We start from the raw sequence: 20,001 nt of genomic DNA on the forward strand, positions 1-20,001 counted from the left end.
CTCCTCTGTTGTGTCCGAACCCGGGGAGTGCTCTGGTGCCAGTCTCTGATGGCGCGACTCGACCAACGGGTTAACGCGAAGTGTCTGACAGTTTCGGCCACCGTACGCCCACGATTGGGCGCCTTCAAGGTTTCCTCGGTCAGATCGTCAAACAATCCGTTTCAAGGTAGAGACGAGTGCACGCATCGGCCGCCACCTTCCGGCCACGCTTGCACCTGGCGGCCCTCACAGTGACCCGGGTTGGCTGATTGTTATACAGAATCCTCGCGCTGGAAAGAGTCACACCCAAGAAGATGCTGTTCTCATGGATGTTCTTGCCGACCCCGCGAGTCGCTGCTAGCTTGACGAGGAAAGTTGTCTAACAATCTCGGCCCACTGACCGAGTCTCGCGAGTCCCCCGCTCTACGACGCGTGCGGAGCCATTTCAAGATCATCTAGCGAGGAACGAAGCTGTGATAGAGATCAACGAAGAGATCGCCGTACCGGCACCCCCGGGACGGGTGTGGGAGGTCATCTCCGACCCTGCCGAAGTGGTGTCGTGCATCTACGGCGCCGAGCTCGGCGCGTCGCACGACGACGGCTCCTTCGACGGCACACTGGTCGTGAAGTTCGGCGCGGTGCGGGTGCGGTTCGGTGCCCGTGTCTCCCTCGACCTGGACGAAGACGCCCGGGAGGGGCGGCTCTCCGCGCGCGGCCGGGACGGTCAGGGGGCGACCCGCTTCAACGCCCAGGCGACCTTCCGGGTCGTCGAGGACCGGCCCGGCACGACACGCGTGCACGTGGCGGGGGAAGTGAAACTCGCGGGCAGGCTGGCATCGGTGATCGAAGCGGGCGCCGGCGCCGTGGTCGGCCGGATGACCAAGGACTTCACGGACGAGCTGGTGCGGCGCTGTGCCGGGGACACGGCGGTCGCGGCGGCGCCCGGCAAGCCGTCCCCGTGGGCACGCGTGCGTGCCTGGTGGCGACGGATCCTTCGCAGGCCGCAGCCGGGCGGGACTCCTGGTGCCCGCGCCGAATAGCGGCCGTCTCCCGGCCCGGCCACGGACCGCACTCCCGGCGCTCATGTGGTCCGACCCGGTCACCGCGCTGGAGTACGCGACGACCGACTACGACGGGCTGGTGTTCGAGGCCGAGCACAAACCGTGGCACACCACGACGCCACGGGAGTCGCCCCTCCCCCTCACTCTCGTCCGCCTCACACCCGTCCGTCTCACGCCCGTCCGCCACGCCACGGAGGCGGAGCCCACCACGTTGTCCGGCAGGCCGTCCCTGTGGACACGTGTGCGCGGCCGGTGGCGGACCACCCACCTGCGAACAGAGCGGAGCCCCCAGTGGCACGACTGAACAGCATCATCAACGCGTTGGACGCGGGGCAGCACGCCTTCGCGGCATTCGCGTCGCCCGACCCGGCCACCGCACTCGAGTTCGCCAGGACCGACTACGACGGGCTGGTGTTCGAGGCCGAGCACAAACCGTGGGACGCCACGACGCTGCGGGACAGCCTGCAGTACCTGCTCGACCGACGACGGATCTTCGAGGCCGGCACGCTCGCCCCGTCGCCCACCCCCCTCGTCCGCGTCCCCGTCAACGGCGCGGAGCAGGGCCAGTGGCACGCGAAGCAGGCCCTCGACCTCGGCGCGTACGGGATCGTGTGGCCGCACATCAGCCGAGTCGAGGAAGCGCGCAACGCCGTCGCGGCATGCCGCTATCCACGGCTGCCCGGCAGTGACCGGTTCGAGCCGGCGGGCCTGCGCGGCGACGCGCCGACGGCGGCGGCCCGTTACTGGGGCGTCTCGAACCAGGAGTACTACACCAGGGCCGACGTGTGGCCACTCGCCCCCCACGGCGAGATCCTCGTCGTGATCCAGATCGAGGACCAGCTCGGGATCGAGAACCTTCCGGCGGTCCTCGACGAGGTGCCAGGCATCGGTCTGGTGCTCATCGGCGAAGGCGACCTCAGCCAGGAGCTCGGCGTGCCGCGTCAGCTCGACCACCCGCTGATGGTCGAGGCCAGGCGCCGCATCGTACGGATCTGCCACGAACACGGTGTCGTGGTCGGCCATCCGCACGTCACCCCGGACAACGTCCACCAGGTGCTGGACGAGGGCTATCGCTTCCTCATGTCGGCACCCGTGCGCACCTACCCCGGTCTGGAAGCGGGCCGCAAGCTCACCCGCCGCCCCTGACCCGGAACATGTGGAGGACATTTCATGATCATTGACTGCCACGGTCACTTCACGACCGCGCCGCCGGCCCTGGGACAGTGGCGCGCGCGCCAGATCCAGGCGTTCGAGGACTCTGGCGCGCGCGTCCGGCCCGAGGAGTTGGACATCGGTGACGACGAGATCAGGGCCGCCATCGAGCAGGGCCAACTGAAGCTGCAGCGGGAACGGGGCACCGATCTCACCCTCTTCTCCCCCGGCGCGGGAAAGATGGCCCACCACTACGGTGACGAACGGACCAGCCTGGACTGGTCGCGCGTCAGCAACGACCTCGTCTCCCGGGTGTGCGGCCTGTTCCCGGACCGCTTCGCCGGCGTGTGCCAGCTCCCGCAGTCGCCCGGTGACGCGCTGGCCCCGTCCGTCCGCAGGTCGGCCGAGGAACTCGAGCGCTGCGTCACCGACCTCGGGTTCGTCGGCTGCCTGCTCAACCCGGACCCGTCCGACGGGTACTGGCACGCGCCGCCGCTGACCGACCGGATCTACTACCCGCTCTACGAGAAGTTGGTGGAGCTGGACGTGCCCGCGATGGTCCACGTCGCGATGTCACGCAACCCGGCCGTCCAGGGCACCTGCGCCCACTATCTCAACGGCGACACCGCCGTCTTCATGCAACTGTGCGAGTCGGACCTGTTCAAGGACTTCCCGACGCTGCGGCTGATCCTCCCGCACGGCGGCGGCGCGGTGCCCTACCACTGGGGCCGCTACCGCGGAGTGATGCAGGACCGGGGCCGGCCACCGCTCGAAGAGGCCCTGCTGGGCAACGTCTTCTTCGACACCTGCGTGTACCACAGGCGCGGCCTCGAACTGCTGACGGACATCATTCCCGCCAAGAACGTGCTGTTCGCCTCGGAGATGATCGGCGCGGTTCGCGGCATAGACCCGGAGACCGGACACCGGTTCGACGACGTCAAGGCACTGCTGGACTCCGTCGACTCCATCGGCGACGACGACCGGCAGGCCATCTACGGAGGCAACGCCCTGCGGGTCTTCCCGCGCCTGACGAACCGTGTCCCGGGGCTCCTCGACCAGCACAAGGAGGCCACACAGTGAAGGTCTACGAAGCACTCGCGGCGGCGTTCGCGGCCGAAGGCACCACAGACGTGTTCGGCATGATGGGCGACGCCAACATGCACTGGATGAACGCGCTGGCCGGTCGCGGAACGCGGCTGTACGAGGTGCGCCACGAGGGGGCGGGACTGAGCATGGCGCACGGGTTCGCCCGCGCCTCCGGCCGTCCCGGCGTCGTGACGACCACCAGCGGCCCCGGCACCGCGCAGCTCGCCACCTCCATGATCGTGGCGAGCCGGGCGCGCACTCCGCTGGTCGCCTTCTGCGGCGAAACGGCACTGGGCGACGAGAGCGCCGTGCAGTACCTCGACCAGCGCCGGTTCGCCGCCGCGCTCGAATGCGAGTTCCTCCAGGTGACCAGGGCGGACGCGGCCCAGGAGGTGGTGCGGCGCGCCTTCTACCTGGCCCGCTCCGAGTCCCGGCCGGTGATGATCAGTGCTCCGTTCGACGTGCAGTTGCAGGAGTTCGAGGACGACCTGCCCTATGTGCCGTCCACCGAGCTGCTGAAGACTCCGAGGCTGCTGCCGCACCCGGCGCAGATCGAGCAGGCGTGCGAGATCATCGAGTCGAGCAAGCGTGTCGTGATCGTCGCCGGCCGGGGTGCGCGCAAGGCGGAGGCGGGCGAGCAGATCCTCGCGCTCCAGCACCGGACGGGCGCCATGCTCGCCACCACACTGCAGGCCAAGAACTGGCTGTGCGACAAGAGCGACTACCACGTGGGCATCGCGGGCCTGTTCGGCAGCAAGCTGGCGATGGAGCTGCTGCAGGAGGCGGACTGTGTGGTGGCGGTGGGCGCGAGCCTCAACCACTACACCATCGAGAGCGGATACCTCTTCCCCGAAGCCAGGTACGTCCAGATCGACACCGCGGCGCACGTGGTGATGGGCAACGGCAAGGTGGCCGACACCTACGTCCAGGCCGACGCCGTCACCGGCCTCGCCGCCCTCACCGACGCGCTCACGGAACGCGGCGTCGCGCTGGAGGGCTTCCACACCGCCGAGGTGCGCCGCCGGCTCGAGGCCCCGCTGATCGACCCCGCCGAGTACCACCGGGAGCCGGGTCTACTCGACCCCCGTGAGGCGATCGCGGTCCTCGACGCCGAACTGCCCGGCGACATGGGGCTCGTGCTGGGCAGCGGGCACCAGACGGACTTCGGCACGATGCTCTTCCAGCGCTCGCGCGAGGTCACCTCGAACTACGGCATGTTCGGCGCCATCGGCCAGGCCCCCCTGCTGACCATCGGCGCCGTCGTCGCGGACGGCGGCAAGCCGACGTTCGTGGTCGAGGGCGACGCCAGCTTCCTGATGCACCTGTCCGAATTCGAGACCGCCTGCCGCTACGAGCTGCCGGTCCTGGTCGTGGTCATGAACGACGAGGGTCTCGGCGCGGAGTTCCACAAGGCGAAGGCCAAGGGCCTCAACGCGGAGCTGGCCGTGATCCCCACACCTGAACTGGGCACGGTGGCGCGGTCCCTGGGCGGCGGCGGCGCGACGGTCCGCAGCACCGGCGAACTGCGCGCCGCGCTGGCCGAGTACGTCCGCGACCCGCGGCCCACCGTGATCGACGTCCGGATCACCCGCGACGTGCTCAGCGTGCCCTACCGGCGCATCCAGTACGGCGAGGACGTGTGAGGGAGCCGGGCATGAGGATCGTGCTGGGAAGGGACGACTACGCGGCCTCGGCCGTGAAGGCGGCCTCGGCCGTCGGCGCCGAACCCGAGCGAGTCGATGTGCGCCCCGTGCACAAGGCGTCGCGCGGTTTCGTGAACAACGCCTCGACGGACATCTGCGAACTGGCCGTCGTGACCCTGCTGCAGGCGGCCGCCTACGACAGGCCGGTGCTGCTGCTGCCGGTGACCGTGCTGGGCCGCCACCAGCATCAGACCCTGGTGACTCTGGGCGAGCAGGGCGTCGACGGTGTGCGGGGCCGCAGCGTCGGGGTGCGCTCGTGGAGCCAGACCACCGGAGTGTGGCTGCGCGGGTTCCTGACCGAGCAGTACGGAATCGACCTGTCGGAGGTGGACTGGCGCACGTACGAGGACGGGCACGTCGACTCCTGCACCGACCCGGCGTGGGTCGGGCGGGCGCCCGAGGGCGCCAAGCTGCCCACGGACTTCCTCGACGGGAAACTCGACTACGGGATCATGGGCAACGAGCTGCCGTCCGACGACCGGATCCGCACGGCCATCCCCAACGCGCCGCAGGTGGCGGCCGAATGGGCCCGGCGCAAGGGCTTCGCTCCCATCAACCACGTGGTCGCGGCCGGCGAGTTCGCGGCGCACGCGAACCCCAAGGCCGTACTCGCGGTCTACGACGCGCTGGCCGACGCCGCCGCCTCCTCCGCCTCCGCCGCCGCCTCCGCCGCCGACCGACAGACGGCGGGGCCGGTGTCCCTGAGCCCCGTCGGGTTCGCGGCCCTTCGCGGTCCCGTAACGGCGGCTTCCCGCTACGCGTACGAGCAGGAAGTGCTGCCGCGCCGGGTCGAGTTCGACGAACTGGTCGACCGCACGTGCTCCGCGCTCGGAGTGAACCCGGCGCGGCTCGGCGGCTGACCCACGTATCCCTCCCCGAACGAAGAACAGGACAGAACGGAACAGACATGAACAAGCTCACGGTGGTCCTGGGGGACTATCCGCACGTGCGGGGTCTGCTGAGCGGCGACGTGCCGGTGGACGGATACGAGGTGGAGCCGGTCGAGGTCAAGCCGGTCATCGGCGCGTACCGACGGATGATCCGCGACCTCGAGTTCGACGTGTGTGAACTCGCTCCGACCACCTACCTGATGGCGCTGCGCAGCGGCATCCCGCTCACCGGGATCCCCGTTTTCCTCAACCGCCGTTTTCACCACGCCGACGTGCAGTGCGGCGCGGACTCGGGCATACGCTTCCCCGCCGATCTCGCGGGCAGGCGGATCGGCGTCCGCGCCTACACCGTCACCACCGGGGTGTGGGTGCGCGGCATCCTGCGCGGCGAGTACGGCCTCGACACCGACTCGGTGACATGGGTCGTGGACGACGAGGACCACATCGAGGGGCACGCACCGGCGAACATCGAGCGCGTCACGGACGGCAGTTCCCTCTCCGAGCTACTGCGGGCCAAGGACATCGACGCGGCACTGAGCGGAAACGCCGGTACCGGACGTGCGGGCGCGCCGCGGGCGGGCTGGGCCGCGCCGGCCGACCGGCCCAGGGGCGACGAAGGACCGTACCCGCTCTTTCCCGACCACGAGGTACTCGCCACCGACTGGTACCTGCGGACCGGCGTCTACCCCCTCCACTCGGTGATCGCCGTCCGCAAGTCGCTCGTCGACGCCGACGCCTCGTTGCCCACCAGGCTGTACGCCGCCTTCGCCGCCAGTAAGCGGCGCCAGGTGGAGGGCGACCCGGAGTGGACGGCACTGCCACGGCTCGGCAAGCAGGCCGAGCAGCTCGGCAGCGACCCGGTTCCCTACGGCCTGGACGTCAACGACGCGAGCATCCGCGCGCTGGTGGAGTTCTCGCGGGACCAGGGACTGCTCGACGCGGACTTCCCCGGCGAGCCCCGGAAGCTGTTCGCCGAGGGCGACTACCCGGACGCCTGACCCGACCCGCGGCACAAGGACACGACACACAAGAGACGACACACGACACACGACATGACGTAAGAGAGGAGCAGATCATGGACATCGTCGACACCCACTGTCACATCATCTCCGACGACGTGACCCGCTATCCCCGGGCCCCGATCGGCGGGAAGCAGTCGGGCTGGGCCACCACCCGGCCCGTCGGTGCGGACGGCATGGCCGAGCGCATGGACAAGGCCGGGATCGCGCAGGCCGTGCTGGTACAGGCCACCACCGCCTACGGTTACGACAACTCCTACGTACTCGACAGCCGGGCGCGCCGGCCGGACCGGTTCATCGCGGTGGGCACCGTGGACCCGTTGCGCCCCGACGCCGCCGGCAATCTGGAGGCGGTGACGGGCAAGGGCGGCCTGTCGGGGGTGCGGCTGTTCACCAGCGGCAGCACCGTCCCCACCCAGGGCGAATGGTTCGCCGCACCGGAGACCCACCCCTTCTGGGAGAAGGCCGCCGAACTCGGCGTCACAGTGTGCCTGCAGATGCGGCTCGGCCCGGCGACCGAGCAGTTGCACGCCTTGCTGCGGCGCTTCCCCTCGGTCCCGGTCCTGCTCGACCACATGGGTTATCCCGACATCGCGGCCTCGCCCGCCGACGCCGGAGCCGAGGTGGCGCGGCTGGCCGTCCATCCGGGCCTGAATCTGAAGCTGACTCACCGCAACCTCGAACGCCTTCACGACGTGGGCGCGAAGGCGGGCCAGTTCCTCGAGCCGGTGCTCGCGGCCTTCGGTGCAAACCGGATCGCATGGGGTTCCAATCTCCCCGCCGCCGAGCAGTCGCTGCCCGAGCTCGTGACCCTCGCCCAGGAGGTGCTGGCGGACGTTTCCGAGCCGGCCCGCCGGGAGATCTTCGCCGGCACGGCGAGGCGGCTGTACCCGGGCCTCGTCTAGCGCTCGGGAACGCCGGGAGCGGCGCCCTGGTCCGGCACCGTCGGGTGTGCCTGACCAGGGCGTCCTCGTTGTACACAGGTAGATAATAGGATTCAAGAGGACAAACCACCGCGTTCTCTCTTCCAGGGCGGACAGGAGGGACGAACAGCGTGAGATCCCTCGCGAGCGCGCGCAGTGTGGTCGGCCGGATGTTCCTGTTGCAGGTGGCGATCGTGCTGGCACTGACCGCGGCCGCCGTCGCGTGGATGATGCTGATGTTCCGTCGTGACGCCACCGAAGACGCGGCCGATCACTCACTCGGCGTGGCGACGAGCTTTGCCCACGCACCCGGCATGGTGACCGCACTGCGGTCCTCCGATCCGGCGGCGGTCCTGCAACCGCGAGTCGACTCCGTCGAGAAGAGTGCCGACGTCGACTTCATCTCCGTCTACGACGAACGCGGGATCCGCCGAACGGCCCCTTCGCCCGGCGTCACCACAGAGCGGTTGTCCCCCCAGAGCCTGGCGTCGCTGCTCGCCGGAGACACGGTGCAGGGGGAGCACTCCGGTCCCCGCGGCGAGGTGGTGCGCACCGCCGTACCGGTCAGGGACGGCGGTGGCACCGTCATCGGTGCGGTCAATGTGGGCGTACTCGAGCGGAACGTCGGCGACCAGGTGGCTCGGCACCTTCCGGCCTTCCTTGGAGCCGCGGCCGCCGCCGTGGTCGCCACCACCGCGGGCGCCACACTCGTCAGCAGGCGGTTGCTGCGCAGCACCCGCGGCCTCGGCCCGGCCGAGATCATGCGCCTGTACGAGCACCATGACGCGGTGCTGCACGCGGCGCGGGAAGGTGTCGTCATTGTCGATGACCGACGTCGCCTGCTGCTCGTCAACGACGAGGCGCAGCGGCTGCTCGGCCTTCCCGGAGACCTTCAGGGCCGCCCGGTGCGCGAGCTGCCCCTCGCTCCGCCGATCGCCGAGCTGCTGGGTACGGGGCGTGAGGCCTCCGACGAGGTGCATCTGGTCGGCAGCCGGGTCCTGTCCGTCAACCAGAGGTCACTCGACCGTTACGGCGTCCCGTCCGGAACGGTCACGACGCTGAGGGACTCCACCGAGCTCCAGGAGGTGTCCGGCCGGGCCGAAGCGGCGGCCGGACGTCTGGGGATGCTCTATGAGGCGAGTGTGGCCATCGGCACCACCCTGGATGTGACCCGGACGGCCGAGGAACTGGCCGAGGTGGCGGTTCCGCGCTTCGCCGACCATGTCACGGTCGATCTCGCCGAGCCGGTTCTGCGCGGCAACGAGCCACCGGCCGCGATGCCGCGTCTGCGCCGCGTCGCGGCCACCCCTGCCCCTCCGGGTTCCGGGGTCCGTCCCGTCGGGGAGTCGATCAGCTATCAGCCGTCCGGCCCCCAGGCCACGGGGATGGCGAGTCATCAGGCGGTCCTCGCATCCGATCTGCGCGGCACACCCGGAGTGTGGGCGCGGAACCAGGAGGACGCCCGGCGCATGCTGGACCACGGATTCCGCTCACTCGTCACCGCTCCCCTGTGTACCGGTGGTGCGGTGCTCGGTGTGGCGGACTTCTGGCGCTGGGAAGGCACCCAGGCCTTCGACCACGACGATCTGGCCCTGGTGGGGGAACTGGCAGCCCGCACCGCGATCTGCATCGACAACGCCCGGCGCTACACCCGCGAGCATGCCCTGGCGGAGACGCTGCAGCGCAGCCTCCTGCCCCACTCCCTGCCGGACCAGCCGCTCGTCGAAACCGCCTACCGCTACCTGCCCGCGCGGGACGGGGTGGGCGGCGACTGGTTCGACGTCATCCCGCTGCCCGGCGCACGGGTCGCGCTGGTCGTCGGCGACGTGGTGGGCCACGGCCTGCATGCCGCGGCCACCATGGGACGGCTGCGCACGGCTGTACACAACTTCTCCGCCCTGGACCTGCCGCCGGAGGAACTGCTCGGGCACCTGGACGAGCTGGCCTCCCGGATCGACGGCGCGGAGAGCGCCGAGGGCGACAGCGAAGGCTTCACGGGAGCCACCTGCCTCTACGCGATCTACGACGCGACGTCCGGAGTGTGCGCGCTGGCCCGGTCGGGGCATCCGGAGCCGGCGCTGGTGTACCCGGACGGGACCGTGGAGTACCTGAACGTGCCGGTCTCCCCGCCGCTCGGCCTGAGTGGCGGTCTGCCGTTCGAGACCGCCGAACTCACCCTGCCCGAGGGCTCCCGGCTCGTCCTGTACACCGACGGCCTCGTGGAGGACCGGGTCCGGGGCATCGACGCCGGCCTGGAAGCGCTGCGAAGGGCCGTGGCACGCCCGGGCCGGACCCCGGAGGAGACGTGCCAGGACGTCTTCGGCTCCCTGCTTCCGGTGCGGCCGAGCGACGATGTCGCACTGCTCGTCGCCCGCACCCGCCTGCTGGATCCGTCCCAGGTGGCCGAGTGGGACGTACCCGAGGATCCCTCGGCCGTCGCCGGCATCCGGGCGCAGGTCACCCGCCGGCTGGATGCCTGGGGGCTGGAAGAGACGCTGGCCTTCAACACCGAGCTGATGATCAGCGAGTTGGTCACCAACGCCATCCGCTACGCCACCGGCCCGATTCGGCTGCGGGTTCTGACCTACCACGACAGCTTGATCTGCGAGGTCGCCGACGGCAGCAGCACCTCACCACACCTGCGACGCGCGGCGACCACCGACGAAGGCGGACGGGGACTGTTCCTCGTCGCCCGGTTCGCGCAGCGGTGGGGCACCCGCTACACGGCTCGCGGCAAGGTGATCTGGACGGAACAGTCCCTTCGTCCCCTCGCGACCGACACCCAGGAAGCAACGGCGGACGACCTGCTGGACCAGTGGAACGACACAGACTGGTGACTGATCGGCACGCCGTGTACGGGCGGGCTCATGTCGGGCGGCAAGCCGCTGCGGTTCGGACTTCGCTCGGGGAGACGCCGTAGGTCTCCCGGAAGGTGCGGCTGAAGGTGGCGGGGTTGCGGAAACCCCAACGTCCGGCGATGTCACCTATCGTCCGGTGCCGTAGGCGCGGGTCGCCGAGATCGGTCCTGCTGCGTTCGAGTCTGCGCCGACGGATCGTGGCGCCGACCGTTTCGGGCTCCTCCTGGAAGACGGCGTGCAGGAGTCGGACCGAGATGTGGTGGTGCGCGGCTATCGCCGCCGGGGTGAGGTCCGGCTCGGACAGGTGGTGATCGATGAAGGCGTTGATACGGGCGAGGAGCACCCGCCGGCGGCTTTCGACCGGGAACGCGGGGGAACTGTCGGTACGCGCGGCGAGAAAGGTGACCGCGAGTTCGAGCGCCATGGCACCCAGGCGTCGCAGCTCCGTCGGATTGCAGTGTGCGGCGTTCTCGCGCAGACCCGCCAGGTAGGAGGTGAGCAGTGCGCCCGAACCGGTGCGTGCGGGCAGCGGCGTGGCCACCAGGCGGTCCGTTGTGCGACTGGGTAACGACACAGCGGTTCGGGGCAGCCGCAGCATGGTCACCCTCGAGGAACGGCCATGGTCCTGGAACTCGCAGGCAAGGGGTTGTGAGGTGCCGAAGAGGGCGATGTCTCCTGCTTGGAGGAGGGTGTTGTTGCGGCTCTGCTCCAGACCGATGGGGCTGCCCTGGACGAGGAACAGGTAGTAGTTCTCCGCGTCGGCTCTTCGGATGTGTTCCGGTGTCCGCCGAGCCGACATCGGCGAGAAGGAGAAGGCCGAGATCTCGGTGTGCACGAGTTCCAGCGTCGTCGCCCTGCCCTTGAAGTGGTCGGAGTGTTCGCTGGCCAACGAAACCGGCATCACCGCCCGGCCGACCATGTCCCCCCACCAGCCGAATCCCTCGGGGCCGCTGACACTGTCCGTGGAAACGACCACCGGGGCCGCCCTGCCGGTCTTCTCCACTGCCGTCTCCCCCTCCATGTGCTCCACCCCCACCACAGCCGAAGTCACGCGTCTCGACATTGTCCGCTGCCGTCGGTGTCCCTTGGAAGCACTCGGCCGGTCGGTTCGCGCAGCAGTGCACGGAGCGTCAAAGAAGTCTGCGCGCCGGGCGAAGGACAGAGGTGATCGCGTAGAGGTCGGCCATGGGGAGCCCGGGGCCGGGGCGCGCCCACATCCATCTCGCGCGTGACCTTCGCCGCCGCAAGGCAGATACTGCCGACAACACAGGTCAAGGACCTGCTTGCTGTCCTTCCGAGGAGGTACCCGTGAAGATGCTGATCAACGTCCCCGAGACCGTGGTGACCGACGCGCTGCGTGGTATGGCGGCCGCCCACCCCGAGTTGACCGTGGACGTCGAGAACAGGGTGATCGTGCGGCGGGACGCTCCCGTGGCCGGGCAGGTGGCCCTGGTGTCGGGGGGTGGTTCCGGGCACGAGCCGCTGCACGGCGGTTTCGTGGGCCCGGGGATGCTGTCGGCCGCCTGTCCGGGTGAGGTGTTCACCTCGCCGGTGCCGGACCAGATGGTGCGGGCGGCCGCGGCCGTGGACAGCGGGGCCGGGGTGCTGTTCGTCGTCAAGAACTACACGGGTGACGTGCTCAACTTCGACATGGCAGCGGAGCTGGCCGAGGATGAGGGCATCCGGATCGCGAAGGTGCTGGTCAACGACGATGTGGCGGTGACGGACAGCCTCTACACGGCCGGTCGTCGCGGCACGGGCGCGACGCTGTTCGTGGAGAAGATCGCCGGGGCCGCGGCGCAGGAGGGTCGCCCGCTGGAGCAGGTGGAGGCAATCGCCCGCCGGGTCAATGACAGCTCCCGCAGTTTCGGCGTGGCCCTCAGCGCGGTCACCACGCCGGCCAAGGGCAGCCCCACCTTCGACCTCCCCACCGGTGAGCTGGAACTGGGCATCGGCATCCACGGGGAGCCCGGCCGGGAGCGGCGCCCGATGATGACCTCGGGCGAGATCGCCGAGGCCGCCGTGGACGCGGTCCTGACCGACCTCGGCCCGCGCAACCCCGTCCTGGTCCTGGTCAACGGTATGGGCGCGACACCGCTCCTCGAGCTGTACGGCTTCAACGCCGAGGTGCAGCGTGTGCTCGGCGAGCGGGGTGTCGCCGTCGCCCGCACCCTCGTCGGCAACTACGTCACCTCGCTGGACATGGCCGGGGCCTCGGTCACCCTGTGCGAGATCGACGAGGAACTGCTCGGACTGTGGGACGCGCCGGTCAGTACCCCGGGTCTGAGGTGGGGCATGTGACGGTTGACGGGGAAGGGATCGCAACGTACCTACCAGGCAAGGAGATCCTGTGCTCGACGCCGACTTCTTCCGCCGTTGGATGACGGCGAGCGCCGCGTTGGTGGACCGTGAGGCGGAACGGCTCACCGCCCTCGACTCACCCATCGGCGACGCCGACCACGGCAGCAATCTCCAGCGCGGTTTCACGGCCGTGGCGGCCACGCTGGAGAAGGAGGCGCCCGACACGCCCGGCGCGGTTCTGATCCTCGCCGGACGGCAGCTCATCTCCACGGTCGGCGGTGCCTCGGGTCCGCTGTACGGGACGCTGCTGCGCCGTACCGGCAAGGCGCTCGGAGACTCCCCCGAGGTGAGCGCGGAGCAACTGGCCGAGGCGTTGCGGACGGGAGTGGACGCCGTCCGGACGCTCGGCGGTGCCGCGCCGGGCGACAAGACCATGATCGACGCCCTGGTGCCCGCCGTGGACGCGCTGGGCGACTCGTTCGCCGCGGCCCGTACGGCGGCCGAGGAGGGGGCCGAGGCGACCACGCCGTTGCAGGCCCGCAAGGGCAGGGCGAGCTATCTCGGCGAACGCAGCATCGGGCACCAGGACCCGGGGGCGACATCGTCCGCGCTGCTCTTCGAGGCACTGAAGGAGACGGCCGGTGAGTGACGAGAAGCTGGTGGGGATTGTGCTGGTGTCGCACAGCGCCGAGGTCGCCGCGTCGGTGGCGGAGCTGGCGAAGGCCCTCTCGGGCGGTGCCGGGGCAGTGGCCATCGCTCCGGCGGGCGGTACCGCGTCCGGCGAGTTCGGCACCAGCTCCGAACTGGTCGCGGCCGCCGCGGCGTCCGTGGACCGGGGCGCGGGGGTCGCCGTCCTCACCGACCTCGGCAGTGCGGTGCTCACCATCAAGGCGCTGCTCGCCGAGGGCGACGAACTCCCGGACAACACCCGCCTGGTGGACGCGCCCTTCGTCGAGGGCGCGGTGGCGGCCGTCGTCACGGCCTCGACCGGCGCCGACCTCGCGGCCGTCGAGGCGGCGGCCGCGGAGGCGTACTCCTACCGGAAGGTCTGACCGGAAAGGGCTGACCGGATGGTCTGACCGGCGCGGCGGTCCGGACCCGCGCGAGGTCCGGCCGCCGGCGCTCGGACGAGCCCCGGCACCGGTGTCCTGAGGACGGTGCGCCAGGGCACGGCCGGTTCCGCCCGCGCCGTCCGCTGCGTACCCCGGGTCGGCAGCCGCGTAGGCCGGCCCCTTCGTCGGGGGAGCCCGGTTCGTGCGGGGGCAGGCGTCGCCCACCGGCCGACGCGCGCTGCTCGAGTCAAAGACCTCGCCGAGCGACGCGAACCTGCCCGGACGGCACCGTGTCATCAGCGCGGCCGGCCGGCCGAGTCAGTGCCCGCCCACGAACTCCCGTGCCAGCCGCTCCCCCGCCTTCTCGGCGGCGGCCGTGTCCTCGATGGGCTCGATCTCGCTGTGCTTGAAGACGATGTACGTCACGCCGGAGGCTACGCCGCCGCCCTGCGGATCGGCGGGGATGCCGAGGGACCGTGCGGCGGCGTAGGAGGCCTCGCCGATGAGGTCGCGCGGGCCGACGTCGCCGACGACCGCGTACCGCACCCGGTCCCCGTGGACGAGGGCCGCGAGCGATCCACCCCGGACGTCGTCCTCGCGGTGGTCCCAGGTGTCGCTGGGCTCGGGCACGACGACGTAGGGCAGGTGTTCGGCGTCCAGCGGGCGGCCGTCGGACCCGGTGTACGCGGTGGCCGGGCTGAACTGCGGGTCGGTGCGGCTGTTGCACCGGTCGCCGGGCCGGCCGTCGCAGTCGATGTCCAGGTCGGCCTTCCAGTACACGGCGTCCCGTGTGCCGCAGACCGGGATGTCCGCCGGCGTGCCGGCGTCGCCGCGGTAGCGCCCGCGCGACACGGGTTCGCAGTCCCGCACCTTGGCCAGCAGGTCGGCGGCGCTGACGGGTCCCTCACCCGCGCTCCGCCTCGGCCTGGCCCGTGAGGGGCGTACCGGACCGGGCGGGGAGTGCGGAACGGGGCCGACCCGGACTCCGGCCCGGTCCGCGCGCGGAAGCCCGGACCGGTCCCCGTCCCCCTCCCCCTCCCGGTGCCGGTCCCGGGCACCGGTCAGGACCGGTGCCGGGGGGCCGGGGGGCGGCGCGGGTGGAGCGGCGGGGAACGTCGTGGGAGCGAGCAGGGCGGCGCTGGCCGCGACCAGTGTCAGCGACTGGACACGCACGATGTGGCCTCTCCTGGGGGACATGGGCGGACACTCGGCCCCATCTGTCCCCGAAACGCTCGCGTGACCACCCTTCGCAGGGCCAGACGGTGCACATGACGGTGCGCAACACGTGCCCGCGCCGTGCGTCGGGGCGCGCGACCGGGGGCGGGCGGGCCGGAGCCTGATCCGGCTCCGGCCCGCCCGGCCGCCCGCGCCGGCGCGGGATCTGCGACGACAGCGGTCCGCGCCACCGGCCCGAACGCCCCGGGAAACCCGGGGACTTCGGCCGTGAGGTGACTCAGCATACGTAACCCTTCCGGGTGACCGTCGCCTGCGGCCCTCTTGATGTGGCCGCGTCACCGGCGTCATATTGGTCCGGACCATTGCCGTCGAAGTCGGCGCCGTACTGGAGGCAGAGTCGTGCGCGACGATCCCGTTCCCGCTGTCCCCCAGCCGACCTCCGCCCCTCTCCCGCGTCGGTGTCGGTACCGGTGTGCGCTGCTGCTCTTCGGTGCGCTCCTCCTGCTCACGTCCTGCGGCTGGGGCGCGGGCGGGAACGGTGAGAAGGGCGGGCTGCCCGGGGTGCCCACGGGCGTCACCGCGCGGGCGGGCAGCGCGACGACCGTGCACGTGATGTGGCACGCGGTCGACGGCGTCGGGACGTACGAGGTGTACCGCGGGCGCACGCTGGTGAAGGAGGTCCCGGCGTCCGAGCGCATGGTGGACGTCACCCGGCTGCGCCCCTCGACGGCGTACGCGTTCACCGTGCGGGCGCGTGCCGCCGACGGGCGGCTCGGGCCGCGCAGCCGGGAGGTGCGGGCGACCACTCCCGCCGCGGTGGCCGACGGCTCCGCGCCCACGAGCCCCGGTGACGTCAGCGGCCGGGCGGCGGGCAGCCGGGCGGTCCAGCTCACCTGGTCCGCCGCGAAGGACGACCACGGGGTGGTGTCGTACGACGTCTACCAGGGCGACACGAAGGTCCACAGTGTCGGTGGCAACCAGACGGCGGCCGTGGTCACGGGGCTGCGGGCGGGCACCCGCTACTCCTTCACGGTCCGGGCGCGGGACGCGGCCGACAACGTCTCCCCCGCCGGCGCCGCCGTCCGGCTCACCACCCCGGGCTCCGACGACGGTCGTGCCACCGCGCCCACCGGCCTGCGCGCCGCCTCCCACCTGGCCGACGGCGCGTACTACCTCGACCTGACGTGGATCCCGCCCCGCACCGAGGGCCCGGTCACCGAGTACCAGATCCACCTGGACGGCCGTGCGGCGACCTCGCTGGTCTACGGCGCCGACGCGCCGCGCGACCGTGCCGAGTACAGCTTCTACGCGGGACGCGAGGCCGGTGTCACGCACCGGGTGCGGATCCGGGCGAGGCTCGCCGACGGAACCTGGGGCGGCTTCTCGGCGGAGCGGAAGGTGACGACGGGCGCGGGGGGATGACTCCGGCGCGGAGGGCGCGTCACCTGGGCGGTCGCGCTCCGCATGCGGGTGCGGCCAGCGCCCTGTTGGCTGCCAGAGGGGGCACGGGCGTTCCCGATCCCGGCGGCGCAAGGGATGTACCGCCGACCGTGCCGCCGGAGGGCAGTCCACATGCGCATCTCATCGCCACTTCTCCGCTCCGGCCCGACCGTGGCAGCGGCCGTCGCGCTGCCCGTCGCCCTGGCCGCCGGACCGGCTTCCGCGGGGCCGGGGATCTCCGTGAGCACCACCGGGACCACGGTGTCGGTCACGACCACGGCCTGCGCGCAGCTCAACGGCGCCTGGGGCACCGCCTCGCTGCTCACCAGCAGCCAGCGGGACTTCGCCGAGGGGCGTCAAGTGGCGCTGTCCGGCACCGCTTCGGGCCAGTCCGCGGCCTGGTCGGGAATCGCGCCGGGCACGTACACGGTGATCGTCATGTGCTCGAACAACAGCACCGCCGGCACCCAGACGGTCATCGTCTCCTCGGCGCCCTCGCCCTCCCCCTCGCCCAGCCGCTCCGCCACTCCCTCGCCGTCCGCGTCGCCGGGTGGTGTCATGGGCGGTCTCGGCGGGGCGGTCCAGGACTACGGCACGGTCACCCTGGTGGCGGGCGGCGCGCTGGTGGGCACCGGTGTCATCGCCGCGGCCTGGTTCCTGCGCCGCCGGTCGAAGCCTTACCGCTTCTGAGCGGGTCCCCGATGAGACAGGCCGCCACGGTCAGGTCCGTTCGTCGCCGGGCAGCTCGGCGAACTCCGCCAGCGCGTGCCTGAGCCACTGGGTCCAGAACGTCTCCAGGTCGATGCCGGCCCGCAGCACCAGGTGCCGCAGCCGGTCCTCGGCGCTGTCCCGGCCAGGCGGGAAGTCCCGCTCCTCGATCTCCTCGTACTCGGCCAACTGCCGTTCGTGCAACTCCAGATGGCGTCGCAGGTCCGTCTCGACACCGGCGGTGCCGACCACGGCGGCGGCGCGCAGCCGCAGCAGCATCGTGTCCCGCAGGGGCTTGGGGTCGTGTGCGGCGGAGGTCCAGCGGGCCAGTTCGGCGCGGCCCGCCGGCAGGACCTCGTAGGACTTCTTCTGTCCGCGGGCCGGCTGCTGGCCGGGCAGCGCGCGGATCAGGCCATCGGCCTCCAGTTTTCCCAGTTCGCGATAGATCTGCTGGTGCGTCGCCGACCAGAAGTAGCCGATCGACCTGTCGAACCGGCGGGTCAGCTCCAGCCCCGACGACGGCTTTTCGACCAGGGCGGTGAGGATCGCGTGCGGGAGTGACATGCGCTCATCCTAGGGACGCCCGCGTATCGCCCGGACGGTCCGCTACAGCGCCGCCGCCAGCTCGGTGCCCTGCTTGATGGCACGCTTGGCGTCCAGCTCGGCGGCCACGTCGGCGCCGCCGATGAGGTGTGCGGCGCGCCCGGCGGCGACCAGCTCGTCGTACAGGCCGCGGCGCGGCTCCTGGCCCGTGCACAGGACGATCGTGTCGACCTCCAGCACGGTGGACTCGTCGCCGATCGTGATGTGCAGTCCGGCGTCGTCGATCCGGTCGTAGCTCACGCCGGGGACCATAGTGACGCCGCGGTGCTTCAGCTCGGCGCGGTGGATCCAGCCGGTGGTCTTCCCGAGTCCGGCGCCGACCTTGGACGTCTTGCGCTGCAGCAGGTGGACGGTGCGCGGCGGTGCGGGGCGTTCGGGCGCGGCCAGGCCGCCGGGCGCGCGGTACTCGGTGTCGACGCCCCAGAGGCGGAAGTACGTCTGCGGGTCCTCGTGCGCCTTGTCGCCGCCGTCGGTGAGGTACTCGGCGACGTCGAAGCCGATGCCGCCAGCGCCGAGGATCGCGACCCGGTCGCCGACGGGCGCGCCGTGGCGGAGTACGTCGAGGTAGCCGACGACGCTCGGGTGGTCGGCGCCGGGGATGTCCGGGGTGCGCGGGGTGACGCCGGTGGCCACGACGACCTCGTCGTGGTCGGCGAGGTCCTCGGCCGCGACCCGGGTGTTCAGGCGTATGTCGACGCCGTGCGCCGCCAGTCGGTTACGGAAGTAGCGCAGCGTCTCGTCGAACTCCTGCTTGCCGGGGACCTTGCGGGCGACGTTGAGCTGGCCGCCGATCTCGCTCGCGGCGTCGTAGAGGGTGACCTCGTGGCCGCGTTCGGCGGCGCTGACCGCGCAGGCGAGTCCGGCCGGTCCGGCGCCGACGACCGCGACGCGCTTGCGCCGCCGGGTCGGGGTCAGGACCAGCTCGGTCTCGTGGCAGGCGCGCGGATTGACCAGGCAGGAGGTGATCTGCCCGCTGAAGGTGTGGTCCAGGCAGGCCTGGTTGCAGCCGATGCAGGTGTTGATGGCCTCGGGCCGGCCGGCGGCGGCCTTGGCGACGAAGTCGGGGTCGGCGAGCATCGGGCGGGCCATCGACACCATGTCGGCGGCGCCCTCGGCGAGCAATCCCTCGGCGACCTCCGGGGTGTTGATCCGGTTGGTGGTGACCAGCGGGACGCTCACCTCACCCATCAGCCGCCTGGTCACCCAGGTGTAGGCGCCGCGGGGCACGGAGGTGGCGATGGTGGGGATGCGGGCCTCGTGCCAGCCGATGCCGGTGTTGATGATGGTCGCGCCGGCGGTCTCGACGGCCCTGGCGAGGGTGATCACCTCGTCCAGGGTGGAGCCGCCGGGCACCAGATCGAGCATCGACAGGCGGTAGACGAGGATGAAGTCCTCGCCGACCGCCTCGCGCACCCGGCGGACGATCTCGACGGGGAAGCGCGTGCGGTTCTCGTAGGAGCCGCCCCAGCGGTCCGTGCGGTGGTTGGTCCGGGCGGTGATGAACTCGTTGATCAGGTAGCCCTCGGAGCCCATGATCTCGACGCCGTCGTACCCGGCCTCGCGGGCGAGCCGGGCGGTGCGGACGTAGTCGTCGATCGTGCGCTCGACCTCGGCGTCGGTCAGCTCACGCGGCACGTGCGGGCTGATCGGGGCCTGGAGCGCGCTCGGGGCGACCAGGGCGGCGTGGTAGGCGTAGCGGCCGAAGTGCAGGATCTGCAGGGCGATGCGGCCGCCCTCGCGGTGCACGGCGTCGGTAACGACGCGGTGCCGCTCCGCCTCCGTCGCGGTGGTGAGCTTGGCACCGCCCTCGTACGGCCGGCCCTCGTCGTTGGGGGCGATGCCGCCGGTGACGATCAGGCCCACTCCCCCGCGGGCGCGGGCGGCGTAGAAGGCGGCCATGCGCTCGAAGCCGCGCTCGGCCTCTTCCAGGCCGACGTGCATGGAGCCCATCAGGACCCGGTTGGGGAGCGTGGTGAAGCCCAGGTCGAGCGGGCTCAGCAGGTGGGGGTAGCGGCTCATCGGGTCCTCCGTGCGCGGTGACGTGCCTCTG

At 71.3% G+C, this 20,001-nt stretch carries 18 protein-coding genes; 14 read left to right on the top strand and 4 right to left on the bottom strand.

Annotation, left to right across the window (positions count from 1 at the left end; translation table 11 throughout):
• Window positions 1–452 precede the first annotated feature (452 nt).
• The 9 genes from KUM40_RS30175 (at window position 453) to KUM40_RS30215 (ending at window position 10,650) form a co-directional block, all read left to right on the top strand.
• On the top strand, window positions 453–1,019 hold the full coding sequence (locus KUM40_RS30175; RefSeq protein ID WP_217169366.1) for an SRPBCC family protein: 567 nt from the start codon (window positions 453–455) through the stop codon (window positions 1,017–1,019).
• A 43-nt stretch (window positions 1,020–1,062) separates the two neighbouring features.
• Window positions 1,063–1,344: a hypothetical protein gene (locus KUM40_RS30180; protein WP_217169367.1), complete on the top strand. Its 282-nt coding sequence runs from the start codon at window positions 1,063–1,065 to the stop codon at window positions 1,342–1,344.
• On the top strand, window positions 1,332–2,186 hold the full coding sequence (locus KUM40_RS30185) for an HpcH/HpaI aldolase/citrate lyase family protein (RefSeq protein ID WP_217169368.1): 855 nt from the start codon (window positions 1,332–1,334) through the stop codon (window positions 2,184–2,186). Before KUM40_RS30180 ends, KUM40_RS30185 begins: the two co-directional genes overlap by 13 nt.
• A 24-nt stretch (window positions 2,187–2,210) precedes the next feature.
• Window positions 2,211–3,272: an amidohydrolase family protein gene (locus KUM40_RS30190; protein ID WP_217169369.1), complete on the top strand. Its 1,062-nt coding sequence runs from the start codon at window positions 2,211–2,213 to the stop codon at window positions 3,270–3,272.
• Window positions 3,269–4,921, top strand: a complete 1,653-nt coding sequence (locus tag KUM40_RS42505; RefSeq protein ID WP_217169370.1) for a thiamine pyrophosphate-binding protein — start codon at window positions 3,269–3,271, stop codon at window positions 4,919–4,921. Before KUM40_RS30190 ends, KUM40_RS42505 begins: the two co-directional genes overlap by 4 nt.
• A gap of 11 nt (window positions 4,922–4,932) precedes the next feature.
• Window positions 4,933–5,841, top strand: a complete 909-nt coding sequence (locus KUM40_RS30200) for a hypothetical protein (protein WP_217169371.1) — start codon at window positions 4,933–4,935, stop codon at window positions 5,839–5,841.
• A gap of 47 nt (window positions 5,842–5,888) precedes the next feature.
• Window positions 5,889–6,869 (top strand): 4,5-dihydroxyphthalate decarboxylase, encoded by a 981-nt coding sequence (locus KUM40_RS30205; protein ID WP_217169372.1) that lies wholly within the window; start codon window positions 5,889–5,891, stop codon window positions 6,867–6,869.
• 77 nt (window positions 6,870–6,946) lie between these two features.
• Complete coding sequence (locus tag KUM40_RS30210; RefSeq protein WP_217169373.1) at window positions 6,947–7,795, top strand: amidohydrolase; 849 nt, start codon at window positions 6,947–6,949, stop codon at window positions 7,793–7,795.
• 188 nt (window positions 7,796–7,983) lie between these two features.
• Entirely contained in the window at window positions 7,984–10,650 is a 2,667-nt protein-coding gene (locus KUM40_RS30215) for a SpoIIE family protein phosphatase (protein WP_217169818.1), read from the top strand.
• Window positions 10,651–10,678: 28 nt separating this feature from the next.
• Here KUM40_RS30215 and KUM40_RS30220 read toward each other — a convergent pair whose 3' ends face one another.
• Window positions 10,679–11,722: a helix-turn-helix domain-containing protein gene (locus tag KUM40_RS30220; protein WP_308401271.1), complete on the bottom strand. Its 1,044-nt coding sequence runs from the start codon at window positions 11,720–11,722 to the stop codon at window positions 10,679–10,681.
• Between the two features lie 257 nt (window positions 11,723–11,979).
• On the opposite strand from KUM40_RS30220, the gene dhaK reads away from it, so the two are divergent.
• The 3 genes from dhaK to KUM40_RS30235 are packed head-to-tail and all read left to right on the top strand — an operon-like array spanning window position 11,980 to window position 14,024.
• Entirely contained in the window at window positions 11,980–12,972 is a 993-nt protein-coding gene (gene dhaK, locus KUM40_RS30225; protein WP_217169374.1) for a dihydroxyacetone kinase subunit DhaK, read from the top strand.
• A gap of 49 nt (window positions 12,973–13,021) precedes the next feature.
• The gene (gene dhaL, locus KUM40_RS30230; protein WP_217169375.1) at window positions 13,022–13,621 is read left to right on the top strand and encodes a dihydroxyacetone kinase subunit DhaL; all 600 of its coding nucleotides are present in this window, start codon (window positions 13,022–13,024) and stop codon (window positions 13,619–13,621) included.
• On the top strand, window positions 13,614–14,024 hold the full coding sequence (locus KUM40_RS30235; RefSeq protein WP_217169376.1) for a PTS-dependent dihydroxyacetone kinase phosphotransferase subunit DhaM: 411 nt from the start codon (window positions 13,614–13,616) through the stop codon (window positions 14,022–14,024). Before dhaL ends, KUM40_RS30235 begins: the two co-directional genes overlap by 8 nt.
• Window positions 14,025–14,342: 318 nt before the next feature.
• Here the strand turns inward: KUM40_RS30235 and KUM40_RS30240 are convergent, their stop codons facing one another.
• Window positions 14,343–15,197: a glycoside hydrolase family 75 protein gene (locus tag KUM40_RS30240; RefSeq protein WP_217169820.1), complete on the bottom strand. Its 855-nt coding sequence runs from the start codon at window positions 15,195–15,197 to the stop codon at window positions 14,343–14,345.
• 402 nt (window positions 15,198–15,599) lie between these two features.
• Between KUM40_RS30240 and KUM40_RS30245 the strand changes: the two genes are divergently transcribed.
• Both KUM40_RS30245 and KUM40_RS30250 read left to right on the top strand, forming a co-directional pair.
• Window positions 15,600–16,622 (top strand): fibronectin type III domain-containing protein, encoded by a 1,023-nt coding sequence (locus KUM40_RS30245; protein WP_374227438.1) that lies wholly within the window; start codon window positions 15,600–15,602, stop codon window positions 16,620–16,622.
• Window positions 16,623–16,772: 150 nt separating this feature from the next.
• A complete protein-coding gene (locus KUM40_RS30250; RefSeq protein WP_217169378.1) occupies window positions 16,773–17,330 on the top strand; it encodes a hypothetical protein in 558 nt (185 codons plus the stop codon).
• Window positions 17,331–17,360: 30 nt separating this feature from the next.
• Here KUM40_RS30250 and KUM40_RS30255 read toward each other — a convergent pair whose 3' ends face one another.
• Window positions 17,361–17,912, bottom strand: coding sequence for a PadR family transcriptional regulator (locus KUM40_RS30255; protein ID WP_217169379.1), 552 nt, complete (start codon window positions 17,910–17,912; stop codon window positions 17,361–17,363).
• A 42-nt stretch (window positions 17,913–17,954) separates the two neighbouring features.
• Complete coding sequence (locus KUM40_RS30260; RefSeq protein WP_217169380.1) at window positions 17,955–19,970, bottom strand: NADPH-dependent 2,4-dienoyl-CoA reductase; 2,016 nt, start codon at window positions 19,968–19,970, stop codon at window positions 17,955–17,957.
• Between the last annotated feature and the right edge of the window lie 31 nt (window positions 19,971–20,001).

The organism is Streptomyces sp. AC512_CC834 (assembly GCF_019049325.1).
Taxonomy (GTDB): Bacteria; Actinomycetota; Actinomycetes; order Streptomycetales; family Streptomycetaceae; genus Streptomyces.

Bases quoted from the DNA above. Each gene is read 5' to 3' on its own strand.
- KUM40_RS30180 (WP_217169367.1), top strand. From the start codon at position 1,063: ATGTGGTCCGACCCGGTCACCGCGCTGGAGTACGCGACGACCGACTAC.
- KUM40_RS30190 (WP_217169369.1), top strand. From the start codon at position 2,211: ATGATCATTGACTGCCACGGTCACTTCACGACCGCGCCGCCGGCCCTG.
- KUM40_RS30200 (WP_217169371.1), top strand. From the start codon at position 4,933: ATGAGGATCGTGCTGGGAAGGGACGACTACGCGGCCTCGGCCGTGAAG.
- KUM40_RS30205 (WP_217169372.1), top strand. From the start codon at position 5,889: ATGAACAAGCTCACGGTGGTCCTGGGGGACTATCCGCACGTGCGGGGT.
- KUM40_RS30210 (WP_217169373.1), top strand. From the start codon at position 6,947: ATGGACATCGTCGACACCCACTGTCACATCATCTCCGACGACGTGACC.
- KUM40_RS30215 (WP_217169818.1), top strand. From the start codon at position 7,984: ATGTTCCTGTTGCAGGTGGCGATCGTGCTGGCACTGACCGCGGCCGCC.
- KUM40_RS30250 (WP_217169378.1), top strand. From the start codon at position 16,773: ATGCGCATCTCATCGCCACTTCTCCGCTCCGGCCCGACCGTGGCAGCG.
- KUM40_RS30255 (WP_217169379.1), bottom strand. From the start codon at position 17,912: ATGTCACTCCCGCACGCGATCCTCACCGCCCTGGTCGAAAAGCCGTCG.
- KUM40_RS30260 (WP_217169380.1), bottom strand. From the start codon at position 19,970: ATGAGCCGCTACCCCCACCTGCTGAGCCCGCTCGACCTGGGCTTCACC.